This is a genomic window from Nocardia sp. NPDC055050, from assembly GCF_053608345.1.
In genome coordinates, this window is the sequence record NZ_JBSGVG010000001.1 from 388,417 (window position 1) to 410,009 (window position 21,593).

Annotated in this window: 27 protein-coding genes; 17 read left to right on the top strand and 10 right to left on the bottom strand. The window is 68.1% G+C overall.

Annotated elements, in window-relative coordinates:
- The first annotated feature begins 49 nt into the window (after positions 1-49).
- The 15 genes from ACWGCN_RS02055 to ACWGCN_RS02125 are packed head-to-tail and all read left to right on the top strand — an operon-like array spanning position 50 to position 12,635.
- Positions 50-415, top strand: coding sequence for a hypothetical protein (locus ACWGCN_RS02055; RefSeq protein WP_452458950.1), 366 nt, complete (start codon positions 50-52; stop codon positions 413-415).
- Positions 412-786 (top strand): hypothetical protein, encoded by a 375-nt coding sequence (locus ACWGCN_RS02060; protein ID WP_452458951.1) that lies wholly within the window; start codon positions 412-414, stop codon positions 784-786. Before ACWGCN_RS02055 ends, ACWGCN_RS02060 begins: the two co-directional genes overlap by 4 nt.
- Positions 687-1,247: a hypothetical protein gene (locus ACWGCN_RS02065; protein ID WP_452458952.1), complete on the top strand. Its 561-nt coding sequence runs from the start codon at positions 687-689 to the stop codon at positions 1,245-1,247. The genes ACWGCN_RS02060 and ACWGCN_RS02065 overlap by 100 nt, the downstream gene beginning before the upstream one ends.
- Positions 1,232-4,831 carry a hypothetical protein gene (locus ACWGCN_RS02070; protein ID WP_452458953.1) on the top strand — a complete coding sequence of 1,200 codons (3,600 nt, stop codon included), beginning with the start codon at positions 1,232-1,234 and terminating at the stop codon, positions 4,829-4,831. The genes ACWGCN_RS02065 and ACWGCN_RS02070 overlap by 16 nt, the downstream gene beginning before the upstream one ends.
- Positions 4,832-4,847: 16 nt before the next feature.
- Positions 4,848-5,801, top strand: a complete 954-nt coding sequence (locus ACWGCN_RS02075) for a hypothetical protein (protein ID WP_452458954.1) — start codon at positions 4,848-4,850, stop codon at positions 5,799-5,801.
- A 1-nt stretch (position 5,802) separates the two neighbouring features.
- Positions 5,803-7,491, top strand: coding sequence for a Gp37-like protein (locus ACWGCN_RS02080; RefSeq protein WP_452458955.1), 1,689 nt, complete (start codon positions 5,803-5,805; stop codon positions 7,489-7,491).
- Between the two features lie 37 nt (positions 7,492-7,528).
- Positions 7,529-7,768: a hypothetical protein gene (locus ACWGCN_RS02085; RefSeq protein ID WP_452458956.1), complete on the top strand. Its 240-nt coding sequence runs from the start codon at positions 7,529-7,531 to the stop codon at positions 7,766-7,768.
- The gene (locus tag ACWGCN_RS02090) at positions 7,765-8,457 is read left to right on the top strand and encodes a phage gene 29 protein family protein (RefSeq protein WP_452458957.1); all 693 of its coding nucleotides are present in this window, start codon (positions 7,765-7,767) and stop codon (positions 8,455-8,457) included. Before ACWGCN_RS02085 ends, ACWGCN_RS02090 begins: the two co-directional genes overlap by 4 nt.
- Positions 8,458-8,460: 3 nt before the next feature.
- A complete protein-coding gene (locus ACWGCN_RS02095) occupies positions 8,461-9,309 on the top strand; it encodes an N-acetylmuramoyl-L-alanine amidase (RefSeq protein WP_452458958.1) in 849 nt (282 codons plus the stop codon).
- On the top strand, positions 9,309-9,572 hold the full coding sequence (locus tag ACWGCN_RS02100; RefSeq protein WP_452458959.1) for a hypothetical protein: 264 nt from the start codon (positions 9,309-9,311) through the stop codon (positions 9,570-9,572). The genes ACWGCN_RS02095 and ACWGCN_RS02100 overlap by 1 nt, the downstream gene beginning before the upstream one ends.
- A gap of 33 nt (positions 9,573-9,605) precedes the next feature.
- Positions 9,606-9,950: a hypothetical protein gene (locus ACWGCN_RS02105; protein WP_452458960.1), complete on the top strand. Its 345-nt coding sequence runs from the start codon at positions 9,606-9,608 to the stop codon at positions 9,948-9,950.
- A gap of 1 nt (position 9,951) precedes the next feature.
- The gene (locus ACWGCN_RS02110; RefSeq protein ID WP_452458961.1) at positions 9,952-10,779 is read left to right on the top strand and encodes a hypothetical protein; all 828 of its coding nucleotides are present in this window, start codon (positions 9,952-9,954) and stop codon (positions 10,777-10,779) included.
- A gap of 8 nt (positions 10,780-10,787) precedes the next feature.
- Positions 10,788-11,096: an LtfC-like domain-containing protein gene (locus tag ACWGCN_RS02115; protein ID WP_452458962.1), complete on the top strand. Its 309-nt coding sequence runs from the start codon at positions 10,788-10,790 to the stop codon at positions 11,094-11,096.
- Between the two features lie 27 nt (positions 11,097-11,123).
- Positions 11,124-11,465 (top strand): phage tail fiber protein, encoded by a 342-nt coding sequence (locus tag ACWGCN_RS02120; RefSeq protein ID WP_452458963.1) that lies wholly within the window; start codon positions 11,124-11,126, stop codon positions 11,463-11,465.
- Positions 11,466-12,635, top strand: a complete 1,170-nt coding sequence (locus ACWGCN_RS02125; protein ID WP_452458964.1) for a DUF7257 domain-containing protein — start codon at positions 11,466-11,468, stop codon at positions 12,633-12,635.
- 63 nt (positions 12,636-12,698) lie between these two features.
- Here the strand turns inward: ACWGCN_RS02125 and ACWGCN_RS02130 are convergent, their stop codons facing one another.
- The 6 genes from ACWGCN_RS02130 to ACWGCN_RS02155 all read right to left on the bottom strand — a co-directional run bounded on the left by ACWGCN_RS02130 (position 12,699) and on the right by ACWGCN_RS02155 (position 14,885).
- Complete coding sequence (locus ACWGCN_RS02130) at positions 12,699-13,364, bottom strand: hypothetical protein (RefSeq protein WP_452458965.1); 666 nt, start codon at positions 13,362-13,364, stop codon at positions 12,699-12,701.
- 55 nt (positions 13,365-13,419) lie between these two features.
- On the bottom strand, positions 13,420-13,590 hold the full coding sequence (locus ACWGCN_RS02135) for a hypothetical protein (RefSeq protein WP_452458966.1): 171 nt from the start codon (positions 13,588-13,590) through the stop codon (positions 13,420-13,422).
- A 128-nt stretch (positions 13,591-13,718) separates the two neighbouring features.
- On the bottom strand, positions 13,719-14,099 hold the full coding sequence (locus ACWGCN_RS02140; protein ID WP_452458967.1) for a hypothetical protein: 381 nt from the start codon (positions 14,097-14,099) through the stop codon (positions 13,719-13,721).
- Positions 14,096-14,368 (bottom strand): hypothetical protein, encoded by a 273-nt coding sequence (locus ACWGCN_RS02145; RefSeq protein ID WP_452458968.1) that lies wholly within the window; start codon positions 14,366-14,368, stop codon positions 14,096-14,098. The genes ACWGCN_RS02140 and ACWGCN_RS02145 overlap by 4 nt, the downstream gene beginning before the upstream one ends.
- Entirely contained in the window at positions 14,365-14,616 is a 252-nt protein-coding gene (locus ACWGCN_RS02150) for a hypothetical protein (RefSeq protein WP_452458969.1), read from the bottom strand. The genes ACWGCN_RS02145 and ACWGCN_RS02150 overlap by 4 nt, the downstream gene beginning before the upstream one ends.
- A 2-nt stretch (positions 14,617-14,618) precedes the next feature.
- Positions 14,619-14,885 carry a hypothetical protein gene (locus ACWGCN_RS02155; RefSeq protein WP_452458970.1) on the bottom strand — a complete coding sequence of 89 codons (267 nt, stop codon included), beginning with the start codon at positions 14,883-14,885 and terminating at the stop codon, positions 14,619-14,621.
- A gap of 168 nt (positions 14,886-15,053) precedes the next feature.
- Here ACWGCN_RS02155 and ACWGCN_RS02160 point away from each other — a divergent pair, with 168 nt between their 5' ends.
- Positions 15,054-16,274 carry a helix-turn-helix domain-containing protein gene (locus ACWGCN_RS02160; protein ID WP_452458971.1) on the top strand — a complete coding sequence of 407 codons (1,221 nt, stop codon included), beginning with the start codon at positions 15,054-15,056 and terminating at the stop codon, positions 16,272-16,274.
- 296 nt (positions 16,275-16,570) lie between these two features.
- Here ACWGCN_RS02160 and ACWGCN_RS02165 read toward each other — a convergent pair whose 3' ends face one another.
- From ACWGCN_RS02165 to ACWGCN_RS02180, 4 genes are all read right to left on the bottom strand, one after another.
- Positions 16,571-17,107, bottom strand: coding sequence for a TetR/AcrR family transcriptional regulator (locus ACWGCN_RS02165; RefSeq protein ID WP_452458789.1), 537 nt, complete (start codon positions 17,105-17,107; stop codon positions 16,571-16,573).
- A complete protein-coding gene (locus ACWGCN_RS02170; protein WP_452458788.1) occupies positions 17,104-17,943 on the bottom strand; it encodes an alpha/beta hydrolase in 840 nt (279 codons plus the stop codon). The genes ACWGCN_RS02165 and ACWGCN_RS02170 overlap by 4 nt, the downstream gene beginning before the upstream one ends.
- A 43-nt stretch (positions 17,944-17,986) precedes the next feature.
- Entirely contained in the window at positions 17,987-18,625 is a 639-nt protein-coding gene (locus ACWGCN_RS02175) for a class I SAM-dependent methyltransferase (RefSeq protein ID WP_452458787.1), read from the bottom strand.
- A 1,127-nt stretch (positions 18,626-19,752) separates the two neighbouring features.
- Positions 19,753-20,787 (bottom strand): stage II sporulation protein M, encoded by a 1,035-nt coding sequence (locus ACWGCN_RS02180; RefSeq protein ID WP_379312233.1) that lies wholly within the window; start codon positions 20,785-20,787, stop codon positions 19,753-19,755.
- A gap of 18 nt (positions 20,788-20,805) precedes the next feature.
- Between ACWGCN_RS02180 and ACWGCN_RS02185 the strand changes: the two genes are divergently transcribed.
- Positions 20,806-21,552 carry an RDD family protein gene (locus ACWGCN_RS02185; RefSeq protein ID WP_452458786.1) on the top strand — a complete coding sequence of 249 codons (747 nt, stop codon included), beginning with the start codon at positions 20,806-20,808 and terminating at the stop codon, positions 21,550-21,552.
- Positions 21,553-21,593 lie beyond the last annotated feature (41 nt).

Below are 21,593 nucleotides of genomic sequence, written 5' to 3' on the forward strand. Positions count from 1 at the left end.
GGGCCCGGTCGCACCCTTCCCGAGGACCACGCCAGCAGGGAACCACGCCATGCAGAAACCTGCGCACCCGCCGACCGGCGGCTCGGGCATCTCACCCCGGCCGGGCCTACCCACCGAGGACGAGATCCGGGCCGCCGCCGTCGAGCTCGGCCACGCCGACGAACACGGCAACTACCCCCGCGCCATCCGTAACAAGCTGGCGCGAGCCGTGCAGCTCGCGAAGCAAGAGCAGGCCACAGCCGAGGACCCGAACGAGCGGTCGACCGCGTGGCAGCTCGTGCAGTTCGCCGAGGACCTCGACGCGGTGCATATCCGCGCGACCGATATCGGCCCGCTGCTCGTCGAGGCCGCTCGTCACCTACTCCGGTCGCAAGGTCTGCGACTCGAATCACGAGAGGAAACCACGCCATCATGACCACGCCCCGCAAGACCACTACCAAGCGCGCGACCCCGACTCGCCCGGCGGGCGTCAAGCAGCCGCTCGACCACCTCGCGCCCGGCGAGCTCGCCGAGGCCAAGGCCGCCGCGCAGCGCGAGGCCGAAGGCGTCGAGACGATGCCGATCGAATTCGGCGGCCTGTCGTTCACCGTGCCGGTAGACCCGGACGACTGGCCGACTCGCGTGCACCAGGCGCTCGGCCGGAACCTGCACATCGACGCAATCGAGCTACTGCTCGGGCCGGTGCAGTGGGCAAAGTTCAACGCGAAGTTTCCGCGCAAGCGCGACTTTGTCGAGTTCGCCGAAATCCTCGGCGAGCAGCTCGGTTTCGGCAGCGCGGGAAACTAACGACGCTGCTCGTCCTGCTCCGCGATCACGCGGACGCTGTCGAGTCCGACCTACGTCGGTGGCACGGCGTCCGCTACTCGGACCGGTGGCGGTTCGACGAGGACGGGCAGCGCCGCCTCACGCTGCGCGAAATCTGGGTTCTCATCCAATATCTGCCCGGTGATTCGGCGCTGATCCTCAAGGACCGCAAGGGCGCCCGATGGGGCGTTACCGACTACCTGCTGTCCGATGTGTTCACCGCGTTGACCGGTAAGCCGCACCCGTCCCGGCCGAAGTCGGTCAAGCAGCAGGCCGCCAACGCGCAGCGCGCCGCGGCAGTGCGCCGGGTCGAGCGCCAGTTCGCCGCCCGCCGTCGACAGATGGCCGCCGCACAACCGCGCGAAATCGCCGCACCTCCCGCCCGTCGGGCGCTACCCGCAGCACCGTCTCGAAAGGGGGTGACCGCGTGGCGCAAGACGTAATCGGCTATGCCGCACTGCAAATCATCCCCAGCTTGCAAGGGGTTGCGGCCGGTTCGGCGGCGCAGCTAACCGGCCCGCTCGTGGCGGCCGGGCGCGACGCAGGGCAGGCGACGGCTAAGGCGATTGCGGGCTCGCTCGAGGCGGCGCAGGCCGCCGTCGAGCGGGCGAGTGAGGCCCTCAAGGTCGCCCGCGAGAAGCAAGCCGATTCGGCCGGCAAGGTCCGCGTTGCCGAGGAGAAGCTCGCCGAGCTGCGCGCCAAGGGGAACGCCTCGGCGTCGCAGCTCGCCCGCGCCGAGGAGCAGCTCGCCACCGCGCAGCGCAACAACGACCGGGCATCACGCGCCACGCAGCGCGCGGTACAGAACCTGTCGGACGCGCGGGCCGCCCTGGCGAACTGGACCGAAGAGGCGGCCGAGGCCGAGAGCAAGTTCGGGCGCGCGCTCAACGGCGTGATGGACCGGCTCGGCCCGGCCGCAAAGCAGATGGCCGCGCTTGGTGTGGCGACGCTCGGCATCGGTGCGGCGATGGAAACCGTCACCGAGGCCATGTCGCGCGAGGCGTCGGTCGACGTGCTCGCCGCGCAGCTCGGCGCAACGCCCGAGCTCGCCGCCGACTACGGCCGCATTGCGGGCGACCTGTACAAGGACGGGCTCGGCGAGTCGTTCGCCGACGTGACGCAGGCCGTCGGCGCGGTGCAATCGGCGTTCCAAACGCTCGGGTTCGAGGGCGAGGCGTCCATCGACGCCGTCGCCTCCCGGGCACTGAACTTTCAGCAGGTGTTCGGCACCGAGGTACCCGAGTCCATCCAGGCCGCCTCGCAGCTCGTGACCAACGGGCTTGCCAAGGACTCGACCGAGGCGTTCGACCTGCTGACCACATCGTTCCAACGAGTTCCGGCGCTCATGCGTGACGAGCTCCCCGAGATTCTCAACGAGTACGGGACGAACTTCCGCGCGCTCGGGTTCGAGGGACAGGCCGCGTTCGGGCTGCTCGTCGATGCCGCGCAGCAGGGCAAGTTCGTGCTCGACAAGACCGGCGACGCCCTCAAAGAGTTCACGATCCTGGGCTCGGATATGTCGCAGTCGTCGCAGGATGCGTACACCGCGATCGGCCTCGACGCGCAGGCGATGAGCACCGCGGTTGCCTCGGGCGGCGCGGGCGCGCAGCAGGCCCTACAGGCGGTCGCGAACGGCCTGCTCGGTATCGAGGACCCGGCCGAGCGTGCGAATACGTCGATTGCCTTGTTCGGCACGCCGTTGGAAGACCTGAGCATCGACCAGATTCCGCAGTTCCTATCGGCGCTCAGTGGCGCCGGGGACTCGATGACCGGGTTCGGTGGCGCGGCCGACCAGATGGGGCAGACCGTCGGCGACAACGCCGCGAACGCCCTCGAGAAGCTCAAGCGCGAAGTACAGGGCGGGCTCGTCGAGGGGCTCACCTCGGCCGCGCATTGGATCGACCAGAACCGCGGCGTCGCAATCGGTCTCGCGATTGCGCTCGGCACACTAGGTACCGCACTACTCGCAGCCAAGGCCGCCGCCGCTGGCTACGCCATCGCACAGGGCATCATGGCCGCCGCCTCGGGCGCCGGTACCGCGGCCATCGCGGCGAACTCGCTCGCGCTCGGTGCGTACACGATCACGACCGGCATCGTGCGGGGCGCAACGATGGCGTGGGCCGGTGTGCAGTGGCTACTCAACGCGGCCCTAACGGCGAACCCGATCGGCATTGTCGTCGTCGCCCTGGCCGCGCTCGCCGCCGGAATTGTCTGGGCCTATCAGAATTCCGAGACATTCCGCAATATTGTGCAGGCGGCCTGGTCTGGAATTCAGACGGCGGTGTCGGCGGCCTGGTCATTTATCGAGCCGATTCTTTCCGGTATCGGGTCATTCTTCACTGACACACTCGGCCCCGCCGTAATGGATTTCTGGCAGGGCGTAATCGTCCCCGCTTTTGATGCAGTCAGCGCCGCCATCTCGTATTGGTGGGACACTATCGGATCGCCGATCTTCAACAATTTTAAATTGGCGATCGGCTTTATCGGCGACGCCGTGCTCTGGTGGTGGCAGGAAATCGTCACACCGGCGTTTGACGCGGTCGGGGCCGTAATCTCGTGGTGGTGGCAGAACATCGTCACGCCCGCTTTTGAAGGGGTCAAGACCGCGCTCGGCCTGGTCGGCGATGCCTTTACGTTCTTCAAGGAAAATGTAATAGATCCTGTGATGGACGGTGTCGGCAGTGCTATCTCATTCGCCTACGAAAATGTGATTTCGCCGATTTTCGATAAGGTGAAATCTGGCATCGGATTAGTCGGCGATGCGTTCGGCGCGGCCGGTGGCGTCATCAAAACCGCATGGTCCGGGCTGCAAGATATCCTCCGGCCGGTCGTACATTTCCTTGGCGATATCCTTGCGAAAGTCCCGAGCAAAATCGGCCCGGTCGAAATCCCGGGCGCCGGTGCCGCACAGGACCTCGGCAAGGCAATGCAGAATTTCCGCGACGGCGGCCTCGCAGTCGGTCCCGGCACCGGCACGAGCGACTCAATTCTCGCCGCCATTTCCGACGGCGAGTTCATCGTGCGCGCGCAGTACGCCCGGCAGTACCTACCGCTGCTCGAGGCGATCAACGCCGGGCAGCAGATACCCGGGTTCGCTGCGGGCGGGTTCGTCTCAACCTCGCAGCTCGTCGACTTCGCGCGCGGCGTCGAGGGCAAGCCCTACGAGTGGGGCGGCGTCGAGTGGGGCGACTGCTCGGGCGCGGTCTCGGCGCTGGCGAACTACGCCACCGGGCGTGATGCGTTCGGTAGCCGATTCGCGACCGGCACCATGGATTCCGAGCTGGCCGCCCGCGGGTTCGAGCCGGGCCTCGGCCCGTCCGGGTCGCTCAACGTCGGTTGGTTCAACGGCGGCGAGTACGGCGGCCACACCGCGGCCACACTGCCCGACGGAACCAACTTCGAGATGGGCGGCGCCCGCGGCGACGGACAGTTCGGCGGGCAGGCCGCAGGCGCGAACGACTCGATGTTCACCGATCACGCCCACCTCCCGCCCGAGTTCTTCCTCGGAATGGACGGCGGCGCACCGACGACCGGCGGCGGGACCAACTCGGGCGGCGGCGGCCTCGGCGGCTCGGGCCTCGGCGGCTCGACCGGTGGCACCGGTGGCAGCACGACCGGCGGCAGCGGCGGCGGCTCGGGCGCCGGCACTCGCCCGGCGGGCACCGCGGTACCGGTGTGGGTCGACAACTGGCCGACGAACCTCGGCTCGTCGAGCGCGAGCTCGTCGTCGAGCGGCTCGTCGCCGAGCACCGACACCGGCGCGAGCACGGTCGCCAGCGATGGCGGCACCTCGGACACGTTCGACCAGCAGGCGGCGGTCGAGGCGGCGTTCTCCAAGTTCAACACCGCGATAGGCGCGGCCGGGAACACCGCGCTATCCGGGCAGAAGGGGGCGATCCCCGGCGTCGGCGGCTACCTCTCCGACATCGAGAAGACGGTCAACAACTGGACCGTGGTCGTCGCCGATGTCTACGAGGCCGTCAACGCCTTGACCCGCGAGCAGAAGCGCCAGACGGCGGGGAAGTGACGGCATGGGCCTATATGTGACGGTCGAGCTATTCGGGTGCGACGGCTCGTATTTCTGCCTGTCCGGCGACGGCGCGGGCGACCAGAACGTCGTACTCGGCACCAACCCGCAAGGGCTCTACGACGCCCCCGTGCGCGTCTCGATGAAACGCGGGGCGTTCGAGATTGGCGGCAAGCCGAGCAAGGTCGACCGGCCGCACCGCGAGCTCGACCTCGGCCTCGGCGCGTACTCCGACGATCCCGAGGAATGGGCCGAAATCGACTCGGCGCTGCGCATGGCGTTTGACTACGAGGTCGATCCGTGGGACCCCGAGGCGACCTCGGCCCGGCTCGCGATCACCACCGACCGCAGCGGTACCCGATGGCTCGACGTGCTGCTGCTCGAGTCGCCGCTGATGAACCTGGACACCGATCCATGGGACTACGGACATTCGTTACTGCCCGTGAAACTCGTTGCCTCACAACCGATGTGGTACCAAGACGACTGGACGGGCGACGACGAGCACCCCGCCGGATGGATGATCAGCGGCGCCTCGTCGGGTACCGGCGAGGTGTGGGTGTGCAATCCCACGGATCGCCCGATGGCGCACTCGGTCATCGTCACCGGCGACGGCCGCGCACACATCGGCGATGTCTCGTGGACCGGCCCGAAGGGCGCGCGCGTGCCGGGCGTCGACTTCCGCTCGGGCCGCGACGACTCCGACCGGATGGTCGTCACGACCCCGATCGGCACCGTGAACGGTCATGGCCTGCGCGCCAACGTCGACCGAATGAAAATCCCGTTCGTCGACTTCACCAACACGAACGTGACCGGCCTCATGGGCGGCAATCGACTGCTCTACGTCGTGCCGCCGTACACCCCGTGGACGCTGATACCCGTTGCGGCGTCCGAGGTTACGAGCCCGTCGTTCGGGATTCTCTATCGGCAGCCGCGGCTCTGGTCGCGCCCGTGGGGCCTCGAGAGGTTCTGACATGGCCGTGATGACCGCGGACCTGCTCGCCGAGTGCGAGGCCATTTGGGAGGTCACCGAGGAGCGCGAGCGGCAGCAGCAGGCCGCCCGCCTCGAGCCGCCCGACGTGACGGTCTACGACGGCGAGTTCCATCCGCAGGGATGGCTCGACGCCGCGTACCTCGGCGATTTCGAGTGGAAGGACAACGACACCGGCGCGGGCGTGACCGAGATTCCTTGGGATCACTATGTCGCGCAATGGGTTTGGGACGAGTGGGGCCGACTACAGCGCGGCGAGAAGCGCACCGTTCACATCGTCGTCGAGTGCCGCAACGGCGCCCGGTGGTCCGGGCGCCTCGACTCGGTCTCGGCCGAGAAGCGCGAGGACGGCTCGCGCGTCCTCGTCGTGAACTGGCTATCGGACTACGAGACCGTCAAGTGGTACACGATCTGGAGCAATCCGTTCCTCCCGAGCCTGCTGCAATTCCCGCGGGTTTTCATGCTGGCCGGCGGGGCGCGCTGGTGCCTGCTTACCGCCCTCCACCTGCAAGTTATGCGCGAGCAGCAAAACTGGTGGTCGCTCAGTGACGACCCCCTCGACCCCGGCTCGTGGGTGCCGTCCGACGTGTCGAACTGGTCGGTTGTCGTCAAGCCGCATTCATTCCTCGACGACCTCGAGGACGGGATTCTGTGGGCGCTGCTGTCGTCCCGGTTCAAGAACTGGCACACGGCCGCGACGCCGATCCTCGCCGACGCCGAACTGTCGGTCGTATGGCGGCGGTACATGCCCGATCTTGGTGACGCACAGCCGATTCCGGGTATGACGCTGCGCCCCGGTGCGCTGGTAATCGACATCGTCGACAAGAGCGGCTACTACAACCAGGGCACCTCGAACGGCGGCACGCTCTGGGACGGACTCGTGCGCACGGTCGCCGGATTCGTCGGATCGTTCATCGACCCGGTCGTCGAGGAAGTCGCGAGCATCGACGAGCCGACTTACAAAGTGCCGGGGTTCTTCTCGACCGCGAAGACGACGCCGTACGTTTGCTGGCTCGAGGGCGAAGAGACCGGCATTCAGTCGAGCAAGTACACACGCTGGCCGTCTAAGGGCGTGCAGGTGGTCGTCGGCGGCCACTCGATGTATGGCGTGAATGAGGCCATCTCAGCGAGTGTGCAACTGGCATTTGACCTACTTTCGGCCGCCCTGTTCGTGCCTGCTCTTGGGGGCAGTGCTGATAGTTTGCTGGCCCCGCTGTACACCGACACCGTGCTCAGCTGGATGAACGTAAAGTCGTTGGCGCGCAGCACAACTGACGGTTGGGCTGGGTACTTCGAGTACTTCCAGGACGGCGCCGATCGCGCGTTCACAATCGAGTCTCTGCTCGTGCTCCGCGCGGGGTTCTGGGCCACACGCCAGAAGTTTGCCGCAGAGGTAAACGTCAACGATGGTTCACCTTGGATCATCGGCGACCAGGGCAAGGGGCATTGCTGGATCGGCGACCGCGTCGGGTTCGGCCTGCTCGGCGACCGCACCGGCCGGATTCACGTCGACCGAATCAAGTCGGTTCGCCTGCGCTACAGCGACTCTGAGCCGCTCTCGTGGATACCGGTAATCGGCGACAACGCCGACGACAAGGACCCCGCAGTGCGGGCAATCGAGCAGCTCGAAAACGTGTTCTCGTCGCTGCACGACCTCGGCGTATTCGGCTGAATCACCAACCACGCCAAGCAGATTGGAGGGCTACGGCATGTCGCAGCTCGTCTATTTCCAGGTCCCGGCGCCCCCGCCGCGCGCCTGTCACCCGTTCGCCGACATCCGCTCGGCCGTGCCGCCACCGGTGAAACGGCCCCGCCTGGCCGCCATCGTCGGCGAGGTCGCGCAGTTCGACGAGTGCGAGGACGACATCGACGAGACCACACAGGTACCCGTGCGGTACCGCGGTCGCGTCATGGCCGCCCCGCTGCACGCGATTCGGCCGGTCCTGTGAGCGACGAGACCGCGCCCCCGCAGGCGCCCGGCGCCGACCTACCACCGCCGCAGCGCCGCGCGTGCAAGGTGTGCGGGACCCGCCGGTGCCCGTGCGAGTGGTGCCACGTCAAGTGCGGCCTCGATCACTCGCCGTGGCTCACGTCCGGCACGTTCCCCACGATCGCGGTGTGCAACCCCGATTGCCCGAGCGAGGCGTTCTTGCCGCTGCTCGTGGGCCTCCCCGGTATGCGCGGGGCGAGCATGGCCGTACCAATCGCCGGGCTCAAACAGTGGTCGGTCCGGTTGTGGAACGGCGGCGCGCGCCGCGTCGCCGAGCAGCGCGAGTTCTACTGGCCGCCGAAAGCGGGCGAAATCAATCCGCTGTTCGCCGCAGGCGAGTGGAAAGACGAGCCGCCGCCGGATGACTGGACGACCGAGGTCGACATCAACGCACTGAGCGGCGTCATGCAGGCCGAGCTCAAGCGCCAGTTCGACGACCGCGAGGCCGCCGCCGCGGCGGCCCGGCCGCCCGATACCGCGACCGGGTTCGTTACGCGCGTGACCCGGTACGACCCCGCCGAGCACACCGTTACCGAGGTGCTCGCCCACCTGCGTACCGCGAGCAAGGCCGAGGTACAGCGCGTGATCGGCATCGAGGCCGAGACCAGCAAGCGCAGCGGAATTCTCAAGCGACACAAGGAGGTATGACCCATGGCTGATCCACTTTGGTTGCCCGACGTGCTGCGTGCCGACGGCCTCGAGGTGCGCGAGTTCCCCGGTTGGCGCGACCGCGGACACGGCGACTTCGGCGCGATCACGCACGTTGTCGTCCACCACACCGGATCGTTCGGCGCGACGCCGGGCAGCATCGCCAATCACCCCGAGCTCGGACTGTGCTCGCAGCTCTACCTCGGCAGTGACGGCGTGTACACCGTCGTCGGCGCTGGCATCGCCTGGCACGCCGGGCACGGTGCATACCCCGGCATCCCGCCGAACCGGGCGAACGACTTCACGATCGGCATCGAGGCAGCCAACGACGGCGGCGGCACACCGGGGCGGCCTCACCGGTCCTCGTGGTCCGACGCGCAGTACACGGCCTATGTGCGCGGCGTGGCCGCCATCTTGCGGCACCTCGGACACGACGCCTCGCACGTCATCGCGCACCGGGAATGGGCCGGTGCGGCGCAAGGGAAGTGGGACCCCGGCGCAATCGACATGCCCACGTTCCGCCGGGACGTGCAGGCCGCAATCAACCGCAAACCGATCACGGGAGGTACCGACATGCCCAGCGCGAACGAGGTCGTCAAGGCCCTACTCGAGACCCGCCTGCCCCGGCCGGACGGCAGCGACGGCGAGACCGTCGGAAACATCCTCGGATGGATCGACCAGCACGCCGCGCAGCTCGTCGTCGAGCAGCTCGGCCCCGGCTCTGACGCAATCCGCGGTCCGGTCGTCAACCCGACTCGGTGGGACGAGCTCGGCGACCGGACGCAGGTCGAGGCGCTGGCGGCGCTGCTGAATTCCGCCGGCATCGGTCCCCGCCCCCGCAAGGCGAAGTGATGGCGCGGCACGCGCGCCCCGAGGACCCGTCACAGGTCCGGTTTCCGTGGCGCGCGGTCACACGCTCGGTGTTTCAGGCAGGCGTCGGGATCGCCGCGGCTATGCCCGTGATCGTCGAGTCGTCGGGCCTGTCCTCGACCGCGTGGGGCGTCGGTACCGCGATCGGCGTCTCGGCGGCCGTCACGCGCGTGATGGCGATTCCCGCAGTGAATCTGGCGCTCGCCCAGTGGGCGCCCTGGCTGTCCGCCGAGCCGAGGCAATGACCGCTAATGACCTACACGGTGAGAGGTGATGACGTGCTGAACGAGATGGTTGTCGCCGCGGGCGGCGCGTTAGGCGTGGGCGGCCTCGGCGGTGCGCTCGTCGGCGCCGTCGTCGGCCGCCGAGGTCGCAAGGTCGACGCCCTCGAGAAGATAGAGGGCATCGCGACGAGGCTCGCCGACAAGGCCACCGAGGCGGCCGACAAGCGGGTCGAGCAGGTCGAGGCGAAACTCTCGGCCTACGAGAAGCGCGACCACGAGCGCGAGCAGGCGCGGCGTGTGGGCGCGATGCTGCACACACAGTGGGATATGGCGATCGCCGATCAAGTGCGGGCGCTCGGCGGGACCGTTCCGCCGCCCCCGCCACTCGAGGTGATGTGAGGTGACACAGCCAGACGGCGCGAATCCGAACGGCGCACTCAACCCGACGAGGCCCGGATCGTTCGGCGAGTTCCAGGACCTCACCGAGGCGTCGATTTTCGACAAGAGCAAGGCGCCGATTGTCGGCACGACGGGCAGCGCCACCCGGGCGCAGCGTGATCTCGCCGCCACCGATGGCAATGTCATTCCGTCGGGAACTGGGTTGTGGCAGACGTTCACCCGCAACGCCGACGCGACGTTCCCGCGAATCATGCTCGAGCCGCAGCTCAACACCACCACCGGCGGCGGCGGCGCGAGCGGCGGCAGTCACGTGCACTCAATGAATGCGACACAGCCACCGGACTACATACCGGCAGGCCACGCCGCGAATCTTATGGAACTCGGATTCATCGAGTGCACGAAAGACCGCCGGTACGAACGAGTTACGTTCGGCACCGGCAATTCCGTGACCCTGCTCGGCATCACCGCTATGTACGTCTGCGCCTATCTGATGGACCCGACAACGGGAAATCTCGACCTCATGGCAGCGACCGGAAATATTACAACCTCGGTCGGCGACACGAATCGCGAATACACGTTCAATCTGCCCGCGCCGATAGACGCTCTCAAGTCGGAAATCTGGGCGGTCGGCGTGCTGCAAGTTACGAGTTCCTTGCAGACCTGCAAGAGCGTGCTCGCGAAACCGACGTGGGCAATGGTCGCCCCGCCCGGATTCAAGCCCGCCGGGCTGTACGCCTACGCCGGTGCATACACCTCGCCGCCGTCGTCGATCGCATACGCCTCGTTGACGTTCGGTTCGTCGTTCGTCCCGTACTACGCCCTGAGCTAGGAGGCTATATGCCGATCGGATGGCGCCCGATTCAGGACAACATCGACCTGAACAAGGGCGATTTCATCGTCGAGCGCACACACCCCGGCGGCCCGCTCCCGCCCGGAACCACGGCCGAGATCGTATGGGCTATCTCGCCGACGCCGATCACGTGGCCGGCGACCGTCGAGGGCGCCGTCGTCTCGTGGCTCGTGCAGCAGGCCGACGTCGCGCTCATCCCGGCCGGGACGCCGTTCACGTTGTGGATTCACTACCCGAACACCGAGACGAGCGGCACCGATGACTACGAATGGATCAAGGGCGTAGCGCGCCGTTGATCCCCTGAGTAACAAGGAGGTTCGGAAATGGCAGCAACTACCGCCGAAAGGAACGCGCACGCCGAGTACTGGGCGTCACGCGGCAACACATTCTCCGCGCACACCGGCGACCCCGGCGCGGCGGGCACGTCGAACGAGGTGGTCGGCGGCGGGTACTCGAGGCAGAACACGACGTGGCCCGGCTCGGCGACCGGCGGCACGATCGCCGGATCTCAGCTGACGTTTCCGGTGCCCGGTGGTACCAACGTGACCCACCTCGGCCGATGGAACGGATCGACCTACCTCGGCTCGATCGACTCGCCCGACGCCTCGGTGAGCCCCGCGGGCGAGATCAAGCCGACCCCCAGTTACACCTACACGGGCGACTAGATGCGCTGGCCGGGCTCTGACGCGCAGGTCGTCGGTTTCCCGGGCCCGGACGCGCGCGAGGCCCGGTTTCCCGGGCCCGACCGCCGCGGCGTGCTGTGGCCGCCCGCGCCGACGTTCGCGATCGTCGTTGTCGCCGAGGCGTTCGGTGTCGGCACGGCGACCGCGACGGTATCGGCCGTGGCCCTGCCGTTCGCCGCGGCGAGCGGTGCGGGCGTCGGCTCTGCCAGCGTCACGACCGCGCTCGAGATCGACGCGCCCGCGGCCGGTAGTGGCGCGGCGACCGCGGCCTACCTCCCGTCCGAGGTCGACGCGGCGGCAGTAGGCACCGGCACGGCGTCGGCGGCGATGCTGCCTCGTGTCGCTGTCGCTGCCAGCGCGGCCGGTGCGGGCGTGGCCTCGGCCACCGTCCAGCACGCGGCCATCGTCGCGGCCCCGGCTGTCGGGTCCGGTACCGCGGCAGCCTCGACCACCGCACGGGTAGCGGTAGCCGCAGCCGCAGCCGGTAGCGGCGCCGCCTCGGCGACTGTCGTTGTCGGCTATCGGTTCTCGGACAACTTCAACCGCACCGACGACGCATCGCTCGGCGCGAATTGGCGCGTCGACCGCAACGGCTCGCCGCGCATCTCGACCAACCGCGCGCAGATGAAAACCATGTCCAGCGGCGGCCGTCAAGGCTGTTGGGCGAGCTGGCAGGCCGGTACTTTCGCGACCGACAACTACTCGGTTGAGGCGCAGTTCATCGCTCCGATTGGCAACCTCGCCAGCGACAATATGACCGGTCTCGTGTTGGCCGTCGCCGATACGTTCGGCGCGGCGATGATGTGCTACTGCGTGATGACGACGGCAAACGGGTGCGCCATCTACACCCAGAGCGGCCTACCGCCGACGACGGGCATCTCGACCGGGCAGACCGGGCAGACGCAACGCGCCGTCACGGCGACCAACGCGAGCACGTCCGACCTGTTCCGGTTTCAGCGCGTCGGAAATGTGTTCACGCTGTACAGGAATGGCTCGTCGTTCCTCACGTGGACGGACAGCGGAAATCTCGTCGCGAGCGGCGCGACAAACCGCCGGTGGGGAATGTTCTTCGAGGGCAACACGGTGGTATTCCCGGCGGCCGATTACCGCAGCCCGGCAATCGACGCGATCACCGAGGCCCGCGACCTGTAGCCAGACCGAATACGACCGCGCCCCCGCCGAATCGGCGGGGGCGCGTTTTCGTGTGTCCGGGGCTCAACGGCCGGTGATCTCCCACCGAGCATTATCGGCCGCGGCCGACGGCTTGCCGTTCCACAGGTGCAGCGAGTAATCGCCGTCCTTGAGTTTGACCTCGTCCTTGTAGTCGACGCTCATGTCGGCGACGTACAGCGCGAACGTGCGCTGCCCGAGCGCCGTCGGTTTCAGCGCCGCGGCGATGCTCGTCGCAATCGGGCGCAGCGTCTCGGCGTCGGTCGAGCCGGGCACGCACAGGTCGAGGGCGACGCCCACCTGCCCGGGCTTGCTGCTCTGCGTACTGACACGGCCGGTCACCACCTGCACGCCCGGCGGCAGCGACAAACCGCCGGCGAACGCCGCGAGTTCGGGATCGGCGATCGGCCTCGACGGGTAGCAGGCCGCGGCGGCGGCCGTGGTCGGCGCGACCGGCGGCGGCACGGCGGCCGTCGTCGGTACCGGCGCGGCCGAGCTGCTCGACGACGAGCTCGTGCTCGCGGCCGGTGCTGCGTCGGCGTCCGCCTGGTCGTCGTCCTTGTTGAGCGTGCCGATTACCCAGAACATCGCGAACAGTGCGACGACAACGCCGCCGATGATCCACGCGGTACGGCTGCTCGGTTTCTTCGGCGCAGTGCGCGGCGGGCCGGGCGGCGGGCCCGGGTAGGGCGGCATGTTGGGCTCGGTCAAGAGGTCCCCCTGTTGGGTTGTCGTTGCCCGGTGATCGCGACGCGCCGGGCGGGCGTTAGCGCCTCGGCTCACTGGTGCGCCGGACAGTCTCGCGCGGCGCGACGACATCGCACGCCAGGGCGACCGCCTTCTCCTTCTCGGTGCCGCCGAGGTGTTTCAGCGCTGACACGAGTACCGCGACCGCGCGTTGTTCGACTGCGGTCACCACCGTGAGCGCCGTCGGCATGTACGTATCCGCGTGAATCGTGAGGATGCCGCACAGCTCATAACCGCGCTTCGCGGCGAGTGTCCGAATCGTCGACTCGTCTATCCGGGGATCGGCCGAGACCGTGCGGCGCACTACGCCGATAGCCCTCAACGCAGCCAGCCCGGCCGGTCGTCAACCCACACGACCGGGCCCGCGATCGAGCCGCCGTCGATGCACGCCCAGAGCGCCTCGCGCGGCATGTGCCACCGCCGCGCCACCTCGGTGGCGTCTAGGAACCGCACCGTTGACGGTCGACGGAACGGTGCGCCGTCGGGCGACCATGCGTCTATGCACGCCAGCGACCACCCCGGCCACCGCCCGATCACGATGTCGGGCGACGGCACCCAGATTCGCTCACTGTGGCGCCAGTGCACGAGTTGCCCGTACGGGTGACCGGACAACATCGCGAACGCACCGAGCCCGTAGTACCGGCGGATACCGGCGTCGCGCTCGTCGGGCAGGCCGAGCGCGACCGCGGCGGCCGTCACGACGTCGCCTCGGTATCGGTCACGGCGAGCGGCGCAACGTCAACCACGGCGTACTGACCGATAGCAGCAAGCGCGCCGTCGACGTCATCCTCGAGCTCGTCCGACGCGGTGAATGCGGCGACAGGCCAAGCGATCCCGTACTCGTCGACCGCCCACCATGAGCCATCATCGCGTTGCATCCACGCGGCGGGCCGAGCCTTGTCGTCGACGAGCCGCTCGGCGAGCTCGCGGCCGAGCTGCTGGTCGGCGAGAGCAAGCTCGCGGGTCACCGGAGGAACCTCGCGGCTCGCTCGTCGAGAATCAACCGTTTCGCGTCGACCAGAGTTCGCGCCGCCGCGCGCTTGCGGGCGCACACCTCGAGCGAGCAGGACATATGCCCCTGCCACGCCTGCTGTGCACCCTCGACCGTGAAAGGCTGGTCTGGCGCCTCGTGCGGCCATCCGTCGACGAGCACCGTGCGGTCGAGTAGGTCGTCGTCGGCGGCGATGAGCGCCGCCATTTCTGGTGTCGCGGCCATGGTCACACCACCGCCGCCATCGGGCGTGTCGCATAGTCGCGCCCTCGGTTGGTGATTTCCCACGCGGTGCCGATCGGCATTGGGCGTGCCATCGACAGATGGTGGAGGATGCGCAATGCCCGACGGACACGGCGCGGTGACCGGTCGACGTGGGCGGCTATCGCATCGGGAGTTAGTCGGTCTTTGTCGAGAAGCGCGTGCAGGACGAGCCCGCGATCGATCGCAGCTTGCGTTACGCGCGGCACGCGCACCGGAATGTGGATCTTCACCTGTTCCCCTTCGCGGCGGGAATAGTGCCGGGGCTACTTCGCTGGTAGTCCGGCGTGGGTAGTCCACTGACGCTAAGGTCGCCGCAAGGGCACAAGGGGTGCAGATTGACCCCCTATCCCCGTACTCTGGGTAGACCGATCTCGACCCGCCGCGAAGGGGTAGAGGACATGGACGAGACACTCACCGTGGGACAGCGCATCAAGCGCCACCGCGAGCGAATTGGTATGACACAGCGCGTTCTTGGCGAGCTCGTCGGCCGTAGAGCCGATTGGGTCAAGGCGATCGAGAACGGCAAGCGGGGCACCCCGCGCCTGCCGATGCTGCTACAGCTCGCCGAGGCACTCGGATTGCAAGACCTCGCCGAGCTGACCGGAAACGGGCACGCTGTGAGCGTGTCCATATACGCAGGCCGCACACACCCCGACCTCGGCAAGGTTCAAGCGGCGCTCACCGAGTACCGGTTCGCCAACCCCACCGCGCGCCACGATGTCGGGAGCCTCGCGCAACGGTTACGCGCTGCGTGGGGTATCCGGCATTCAAGCCCGGACCACCGCACCGCGCTCGGCGTGATCCTGCCCGACCTCATCCGCGATGCGCAGGCAGCCGCGCGCACGACCGGCCCCGACCGCCGCGAGGCGCGGCGGGTGCTCGCCGGCGTTTACCACCTCGCCGATTTCTACGTCGCCTATCAGTCCGATAGCGCGCTGGTGTGGATGGTCGCCGACCGCGGGTTGTCCGAGGCCGACGCCGCCGACGACCCGTACACGATCGCGTGCGGTATGTGGGCGATGGTCCAGGCCCTGCGCGACTCCGGCCGGTGGGACGAGGCGCTGAGCATGGTCGCCTCGGGGCGCGAGATGCTCGCGCCGTGGATCGACCGCGACTCGACCCCGAACGATTGGCGCGGAATCGCTGGCGCCCTCGAGGCCGAGGCCGCGCTCGTGCAAAGTCGCCGCGGCCGCAACGGCGAAGCGTGGGCAGCGTGGGACCGGGCCGAGGAGTTCGCACAGCAACTCGGCCCGAGGTACCGGCACGTTCAGACCTCATTCGGCCAAGCGGTACAGGTTGCCAATGCTGTGACGTTGGGTGTCGACCTCAAGCGCAGCGGCGAGGCGCTGCGCGCAGCTCGCTCGCTCGACGACGACGCGATCGTGTCAGTTCCCCGCCGGGCGCGGCATCTGATCGAGGTCGCCCGGGCCCACGACCAGCGCGGCGAGAACGAGGCCGTCGTCGCGGTGCTGGACAAGGCGCAGAGGACCGCACCGGAAACCATCTCGTACAACGGGTACGCCCGCGACATGCTGGTATCGCTCCGCAATGACCCGCCGACCGGGATGGCGCGCACCGTGCGCGAGCTGTGCCAGCGCGTCGGCGTGGCGGCTGCCTGACTGCGCTAACCTCGAACCGCGGCCCGTGCTGACCCTTCGCGGGGGTGGCGCGGGCCGCCCGCGTATCGGTCCGATTCGCCGGGCCTGACATTGCTACGCCAGTGCTGATGGGCTGTGGACGCGGTCCACAATCGGGGCTATTCTCAGCCCAGACAATCCCAGACATTCCCGTACTTCCCCATAGTTTCCCATGGTCGCGCGGTGTGAGCAGGGCGGATACAGCGGTTCAAGTCCCCCTTCGCCCACAAGACTAAAGGCTCGATCCTTCCGGATCGGGCCTTCGGTCGTTTCCGGGGTCAGTGACGGGCGATGCGAAACAGGGCTGCCCGCAGATCCGGCCGGGGCGACTGTGCGTCCAGCTCGAGTAGGGCGGTTTCGGCTATCGCGGCTACCAACAGGACGGCGACGGGCGCGGCGTCGGACCAGCCCATCGCCGTGAGGTTCGTGGCGAGCAGGCCGGCGGCGGCGGAATTGCGGGCGCTCACCTCGGTGGCCAGACCCGCGTCGGTTCTGGCCTGTACTAATAGGCCCTTCGTCGCGGGGGCAGCCAGACAGCCGTCGAGGTAGGCGGTGATCCCGGCCGCGAGGCGTGCTTCGCCGGGTGGGAGGTCGGCGGTCGCCGCGCTGACCTGGTCGTCGAGATCGTCGTGGAAGGCGCGGTGCAGGGCGAGTATGTAGGACTCGCGGCTCGGCCAGTGCTGGTAGAAGCTGCCCTTGGCCATGTTGGCCTCGGCCGCGATCGCGTTGACCGAGAGCTTGCTCAGATTCTCGGTGGCCAGTAGCTGCCTGCCCGCGTTCAGGAGGGCGCGGCGCCCGGGTTCGGCGGATCTCATTGCGGCATTCCAGCACGGGCGGTGAGGAACTCGCCCACGGCGTCGAGGAACAACCGGGGCGCCTGAGCGAACGGTTCGTGCCGCGTGGGCAGTACGGCGACCGGCGCGCCGGGCAGGGCGCGGGTGATGCCGCGCCGGTTCATCAGCCAGGGATTGGTCGGGTCGTCGCGGCCCCAGACGACCTGGACGGGTAGCCCGGGTAGCAGTGGCGCCGCGGCGGGCAGGTCGACGCGCGGGTCGTCCAGGCTCCGCCAGAGGCTGCGATATACGGTGAGCCGGATCGGATCGCCGGATACCTCGCGTGCCCGCTCGAAGAGGGGGCGAACACCCTCGTTGCGCAGCGAGCCCAGGTAGAGCCGCGCGTGCGGGACGACGAACCGCCGGGCTACCGACGGGCGCGCGATCAGCCCGAACATGGCTCTGGTCAACGGATTCAGCGGTGCGAACCCGGCCGACTGCACCAGGACCAGCCCGCGCACCAGGTCCGGTGCGCGCTCGGCCAACCGCACTGCGGCGTATCCGCCGACGCTGTTGCCGATCACGGTGAGGGAACCGAAACCGATCTGCGCCAGCGATGTCGACACCTGCACGGCGATGTCGCCGAGCGCGTCGACGGTGACGGCGTTCGGGTCGGTGACCGTGGACGCGCCGTAGCCCGGCCAGTCGACCGCGGCGACGGCCCATGTCTTGCCCAGCGTCGGCACGATCTGATCGAAGTCGCGATGGTCACCCGGATTCGCGTGCAGCAGAAGCAGTCCCGGTGCGTCGTCGGGCGAGCATCCGCTCAGGTGTACCGCGATCTCGCCGTACGGCGTGGTGACGGTGAACGGTGTCATGGACCGACGGTAGCCATGACCGACCGGTCGGTCAAGGCTTGGGTCAGGCCTTGCGGGCGATCAGCAGGTGGTGGGGGATGGGCGGATTCGGCAAGGTGCGCTGCTCCACCGTCAGTCCCGCGGAACTCAGCGCCGCCACCACATCGGCAACCGGGCGCAAGGTGAATCCATAAGGGGTGAAGGGCATTCTGGCCATGGCGTCGGGATCTCCGATGCCGATCACCGCGACGCCGCCTCGGCGCAGGACGCGGGCGAGTTCGGTGCAGGCGGCCGGGAGATCGGCGAGGAAGTAGATGGTGTTGACGGTGATCGCCGCGTGCAGGCTCGCGTCGGGCAGTGGGAGCGCGGTCAGTGTGCCGTCGGCGAGGAGGAGGCGGCCCTCCGCGACCTCCACCGCGAAACGACCACGGGCACGGGCGAGCATGTCGGGGGAGGGCTCGATGCCGTGCACCGAGCCCTCGGCACCGACGCGCGCCAGCAGCAACTCCAGTCCCACCCCGCCGCCGAAGCCGATATCGGCGACCGTCGCTCCGGTTGGCGGCGCCGCGGCATCGACCGCCGCCGCGATGGCCCGCTTGTTCCCGCGATTGAGGACGAACGCCACGCCCTTACCTAGCACACCGTGCGGATTGCCGAGCTGTCCGGCGATTGTCGTGAGCAGGCGATCTTTGACCCCGGTCATTTCGCCATCGTAGGCGGCGTTTTCGCGCCGCCGTCGGCCGTCGGCCGAGGGCGGCTTGCTCGGCGCGGTGGTACGCCTCTCTCGGCAACGGGGGGTCGGCTGGTCGTCGACGGCGGCATCCGAACCCGGCGGCGCATCGGGGCCGACGCGACAACCCCCCTCGACGGATTCGACTCTGCCGTTGTCGACCCCTCGACCGGCGCCGTACGCCCCTCGACTCCGCTGCCGGGCACGGTCGCCGGGGACCCGCTACAGCGAGTCGCGCTCATCACCCGGGGCGGCGGCTCCGGCGGGCAACGTCACCGAGGTCGTTCGAATCGGCTGAGCCCCTGTCGCGCGTTGAACCCGACCTCGCGTCTGTTTCGGCGGCCCGATGACCACCGTGGCCTGCCGGTATCGCTGCTGCCCCTGCCGAGGCGCACATGCCCGCTCGCGCCGTCGGATACTCCCGATTCTCGCAGGTGAGGCGAAGGTCACACTGCCTGTGCAAGCTTGTATTCCGGATGTTCTTCTGCCGATTTCTGTCCGTTCGGCGGACCGTTCGCAACCAGTCGTTCGTCCAGTTTGAGGCGATGAATTCGGTGTTTCACTGTGATTGCTGGGCGCGCATCTCGTTTGCAACGTAGTTAACAACCCTGAGGTTTCTTTTAACATTTCAAGTAGGCGGCAACCGTAATTCCGTTGCCGAAACCCCAGGTGACAGCTATGTCTTGGCCTCAGTGTGATCCGAAGCAACCTTGCCCGACATTCGCGAGCGGGACCCGTCGAGGGTGCGTGATTCGTTATCGAAGGTTTGCTCGGGGTGAATTCTCGGTGCCGCCGACTGCCCGGTGAGGGTCGCGCCAGAAGTTTGCTGGAGGTGTGAAAATCGGTGCGTCCACAGGGCTTTGCAGGTTCACAATTCCTACCCCGGACCTGCGCGTTGGGGGTTGCGTGGGCATAACGATTGTGTACAGTTGACGGTAACGCTGGCCGCAGTTCGAGCCCGACTCGCTGCGGCCAGCGGAACTCAAATGGGGGAGTTCGTCACCGTCTCTTAACCTTCTGTAGCTGCCGATTGTCCGGTGCTGTCCCGACGCGGTGTGCTCGGAGTTGTCGGCCTCACAAATGCACGCACAGTTGCGAACTCACGCCCGGTCAACGGCCTTCGCCGGCGTCATCAGCCACCGATCGGCCGGATCCGCCGCCGCGACCGGCACCACCGCCGCGGCATCCTGTTCCTCGGCCACCCGCCTGCCGATCCCGAAGACGTAGTAGAGAAACAGCGCCTCGGCCGCGAACCCCAGTGCGATCCGTACGGGCGCAGGCAGCGGACTCGGCGTCACGAAACCCTCGAGCAGGCCGCATACCAAGAGCACGCACACCAGCCCGAGGGCCACGGTCGCGGTCGCACGCCCCTGCCTGGCCATCGCCGCCGCCCTGCTGCGCCGACCCGGGTCGACCAGCGTCCACCCGAGCTTCAACCCCACCCCGCCCGCGACGAACAGGGCGGTGAGCTCCAGCGTGCCGTGCGGCAGGATGAAGCCGAAGAACGAATCCAGCCGCCCCGCCTCGGCCATCAATCCACCGGTTATCCCCAGATTCAGCGCATTCATGAACAGTGCGTACACAGCCGGGAGGATCAGGACACCGGTGAACAACGCGATCGCCGATACCAGCGAATTGTGTGTCCACACCTTCGCGGCGAAGGCCTCGTTGGGGTGGGCGGAGTAGTACGACTCGAACGAACCCCCAGGTCCGGTGACATCCGACAGGTCGCCCTCCGGTATCCCCAGCGCATCGCGGGCCGCCGCCGAACGATCCACAAGCACGCCGATCACGCCCGCGACGCCGAGGAAGATCGCAGTTGTCCCCAACCACCACGGCCAAGCTCTGTACACAGCCGCGGGAAAGTGCCGGGTGAAGAACCGGCCGACTTCGCGCCACGGCTGCGACCGCGCCGCCAGCACCCGCCCACGGGCCCGCGCCAGCAGCGCGCTCAGCCGGCCGACGAGCTCCGGATCCGGGTGGTGCCCCTGCAATCTCGCCAGCTGCTGCGACGTGGACCGGTACAACCGGACCAGCTCGTCGGCCTCCGCGCCGGACAGCTTGCGCTGGCGGACGAGCTGATCGAGCCGATACCACGACCGTTGACGTGCCCAGCTGTAGGCATCGGTGTCCATATCGGGAATGCTAGCCACATGGCTGAATTCACCACCGGCGAAGCGGTGGCGCTCGACCTCCCCATCGCGCGCATCCCCAGCCGTGCGGGCGCTTTTCTGCTCGACCTGATGCTCCAGTTGGCCCTCGCCGCGACGCTGGAATATGTCCTGATGCTCGTGCTGTTGGCCACCGATGCCGACTCGGCCTGGTTCTCGGTGACGGCGGTCATCACGCTGGTGGCCGTGCTGATCGCCTATCCGGTGGTCAGCGAAACCGTCTCGCGCGGCCGGTCACTGGGCAAGCTGGCCTTCGGCCTGCGTGTTGTGCGCGCCGACGCCGGGCCGATCGACTTCCGGCACGCGCTCACCCGCGGCCTCGCGGGCGCGATTGTGGATTTCTGGATGCTCGGTGCGTTCGGCGCGGTCGCGGTTGTCACGTCGCTGTGTTCGCGCGAGGGCAGACGAGTGGGTGACGTGCTCGCCGGGACGGTAGTTGTGCACACCCGCCAGACCATGCCGGCACCGTCGCTGGCGGTCGCCCCGCCCTGGTTGACAGGCTGGTCGGCGCAGCTGGATCCGAGCGGGATCTCCGACGAACTGGCCGCGGCAGCACGGCGGTATCTGACCAGGCTGCCCACGCTGACGGCGCCCACACAGCACCATCTGGGCACCCAGCTCGTCGAGGCCATGTGCGCCGCACTGCGCTGCCCGGTGCCCGTCGGCTACCCGCCCTATCACGTGCTCGGCGCGATTCTCGCTCGGCGACAGCAGCTTTCACGGGTCTAGCTCCACAGCCTGTGGATGAATCGCCTGTGCACGAATCAGGT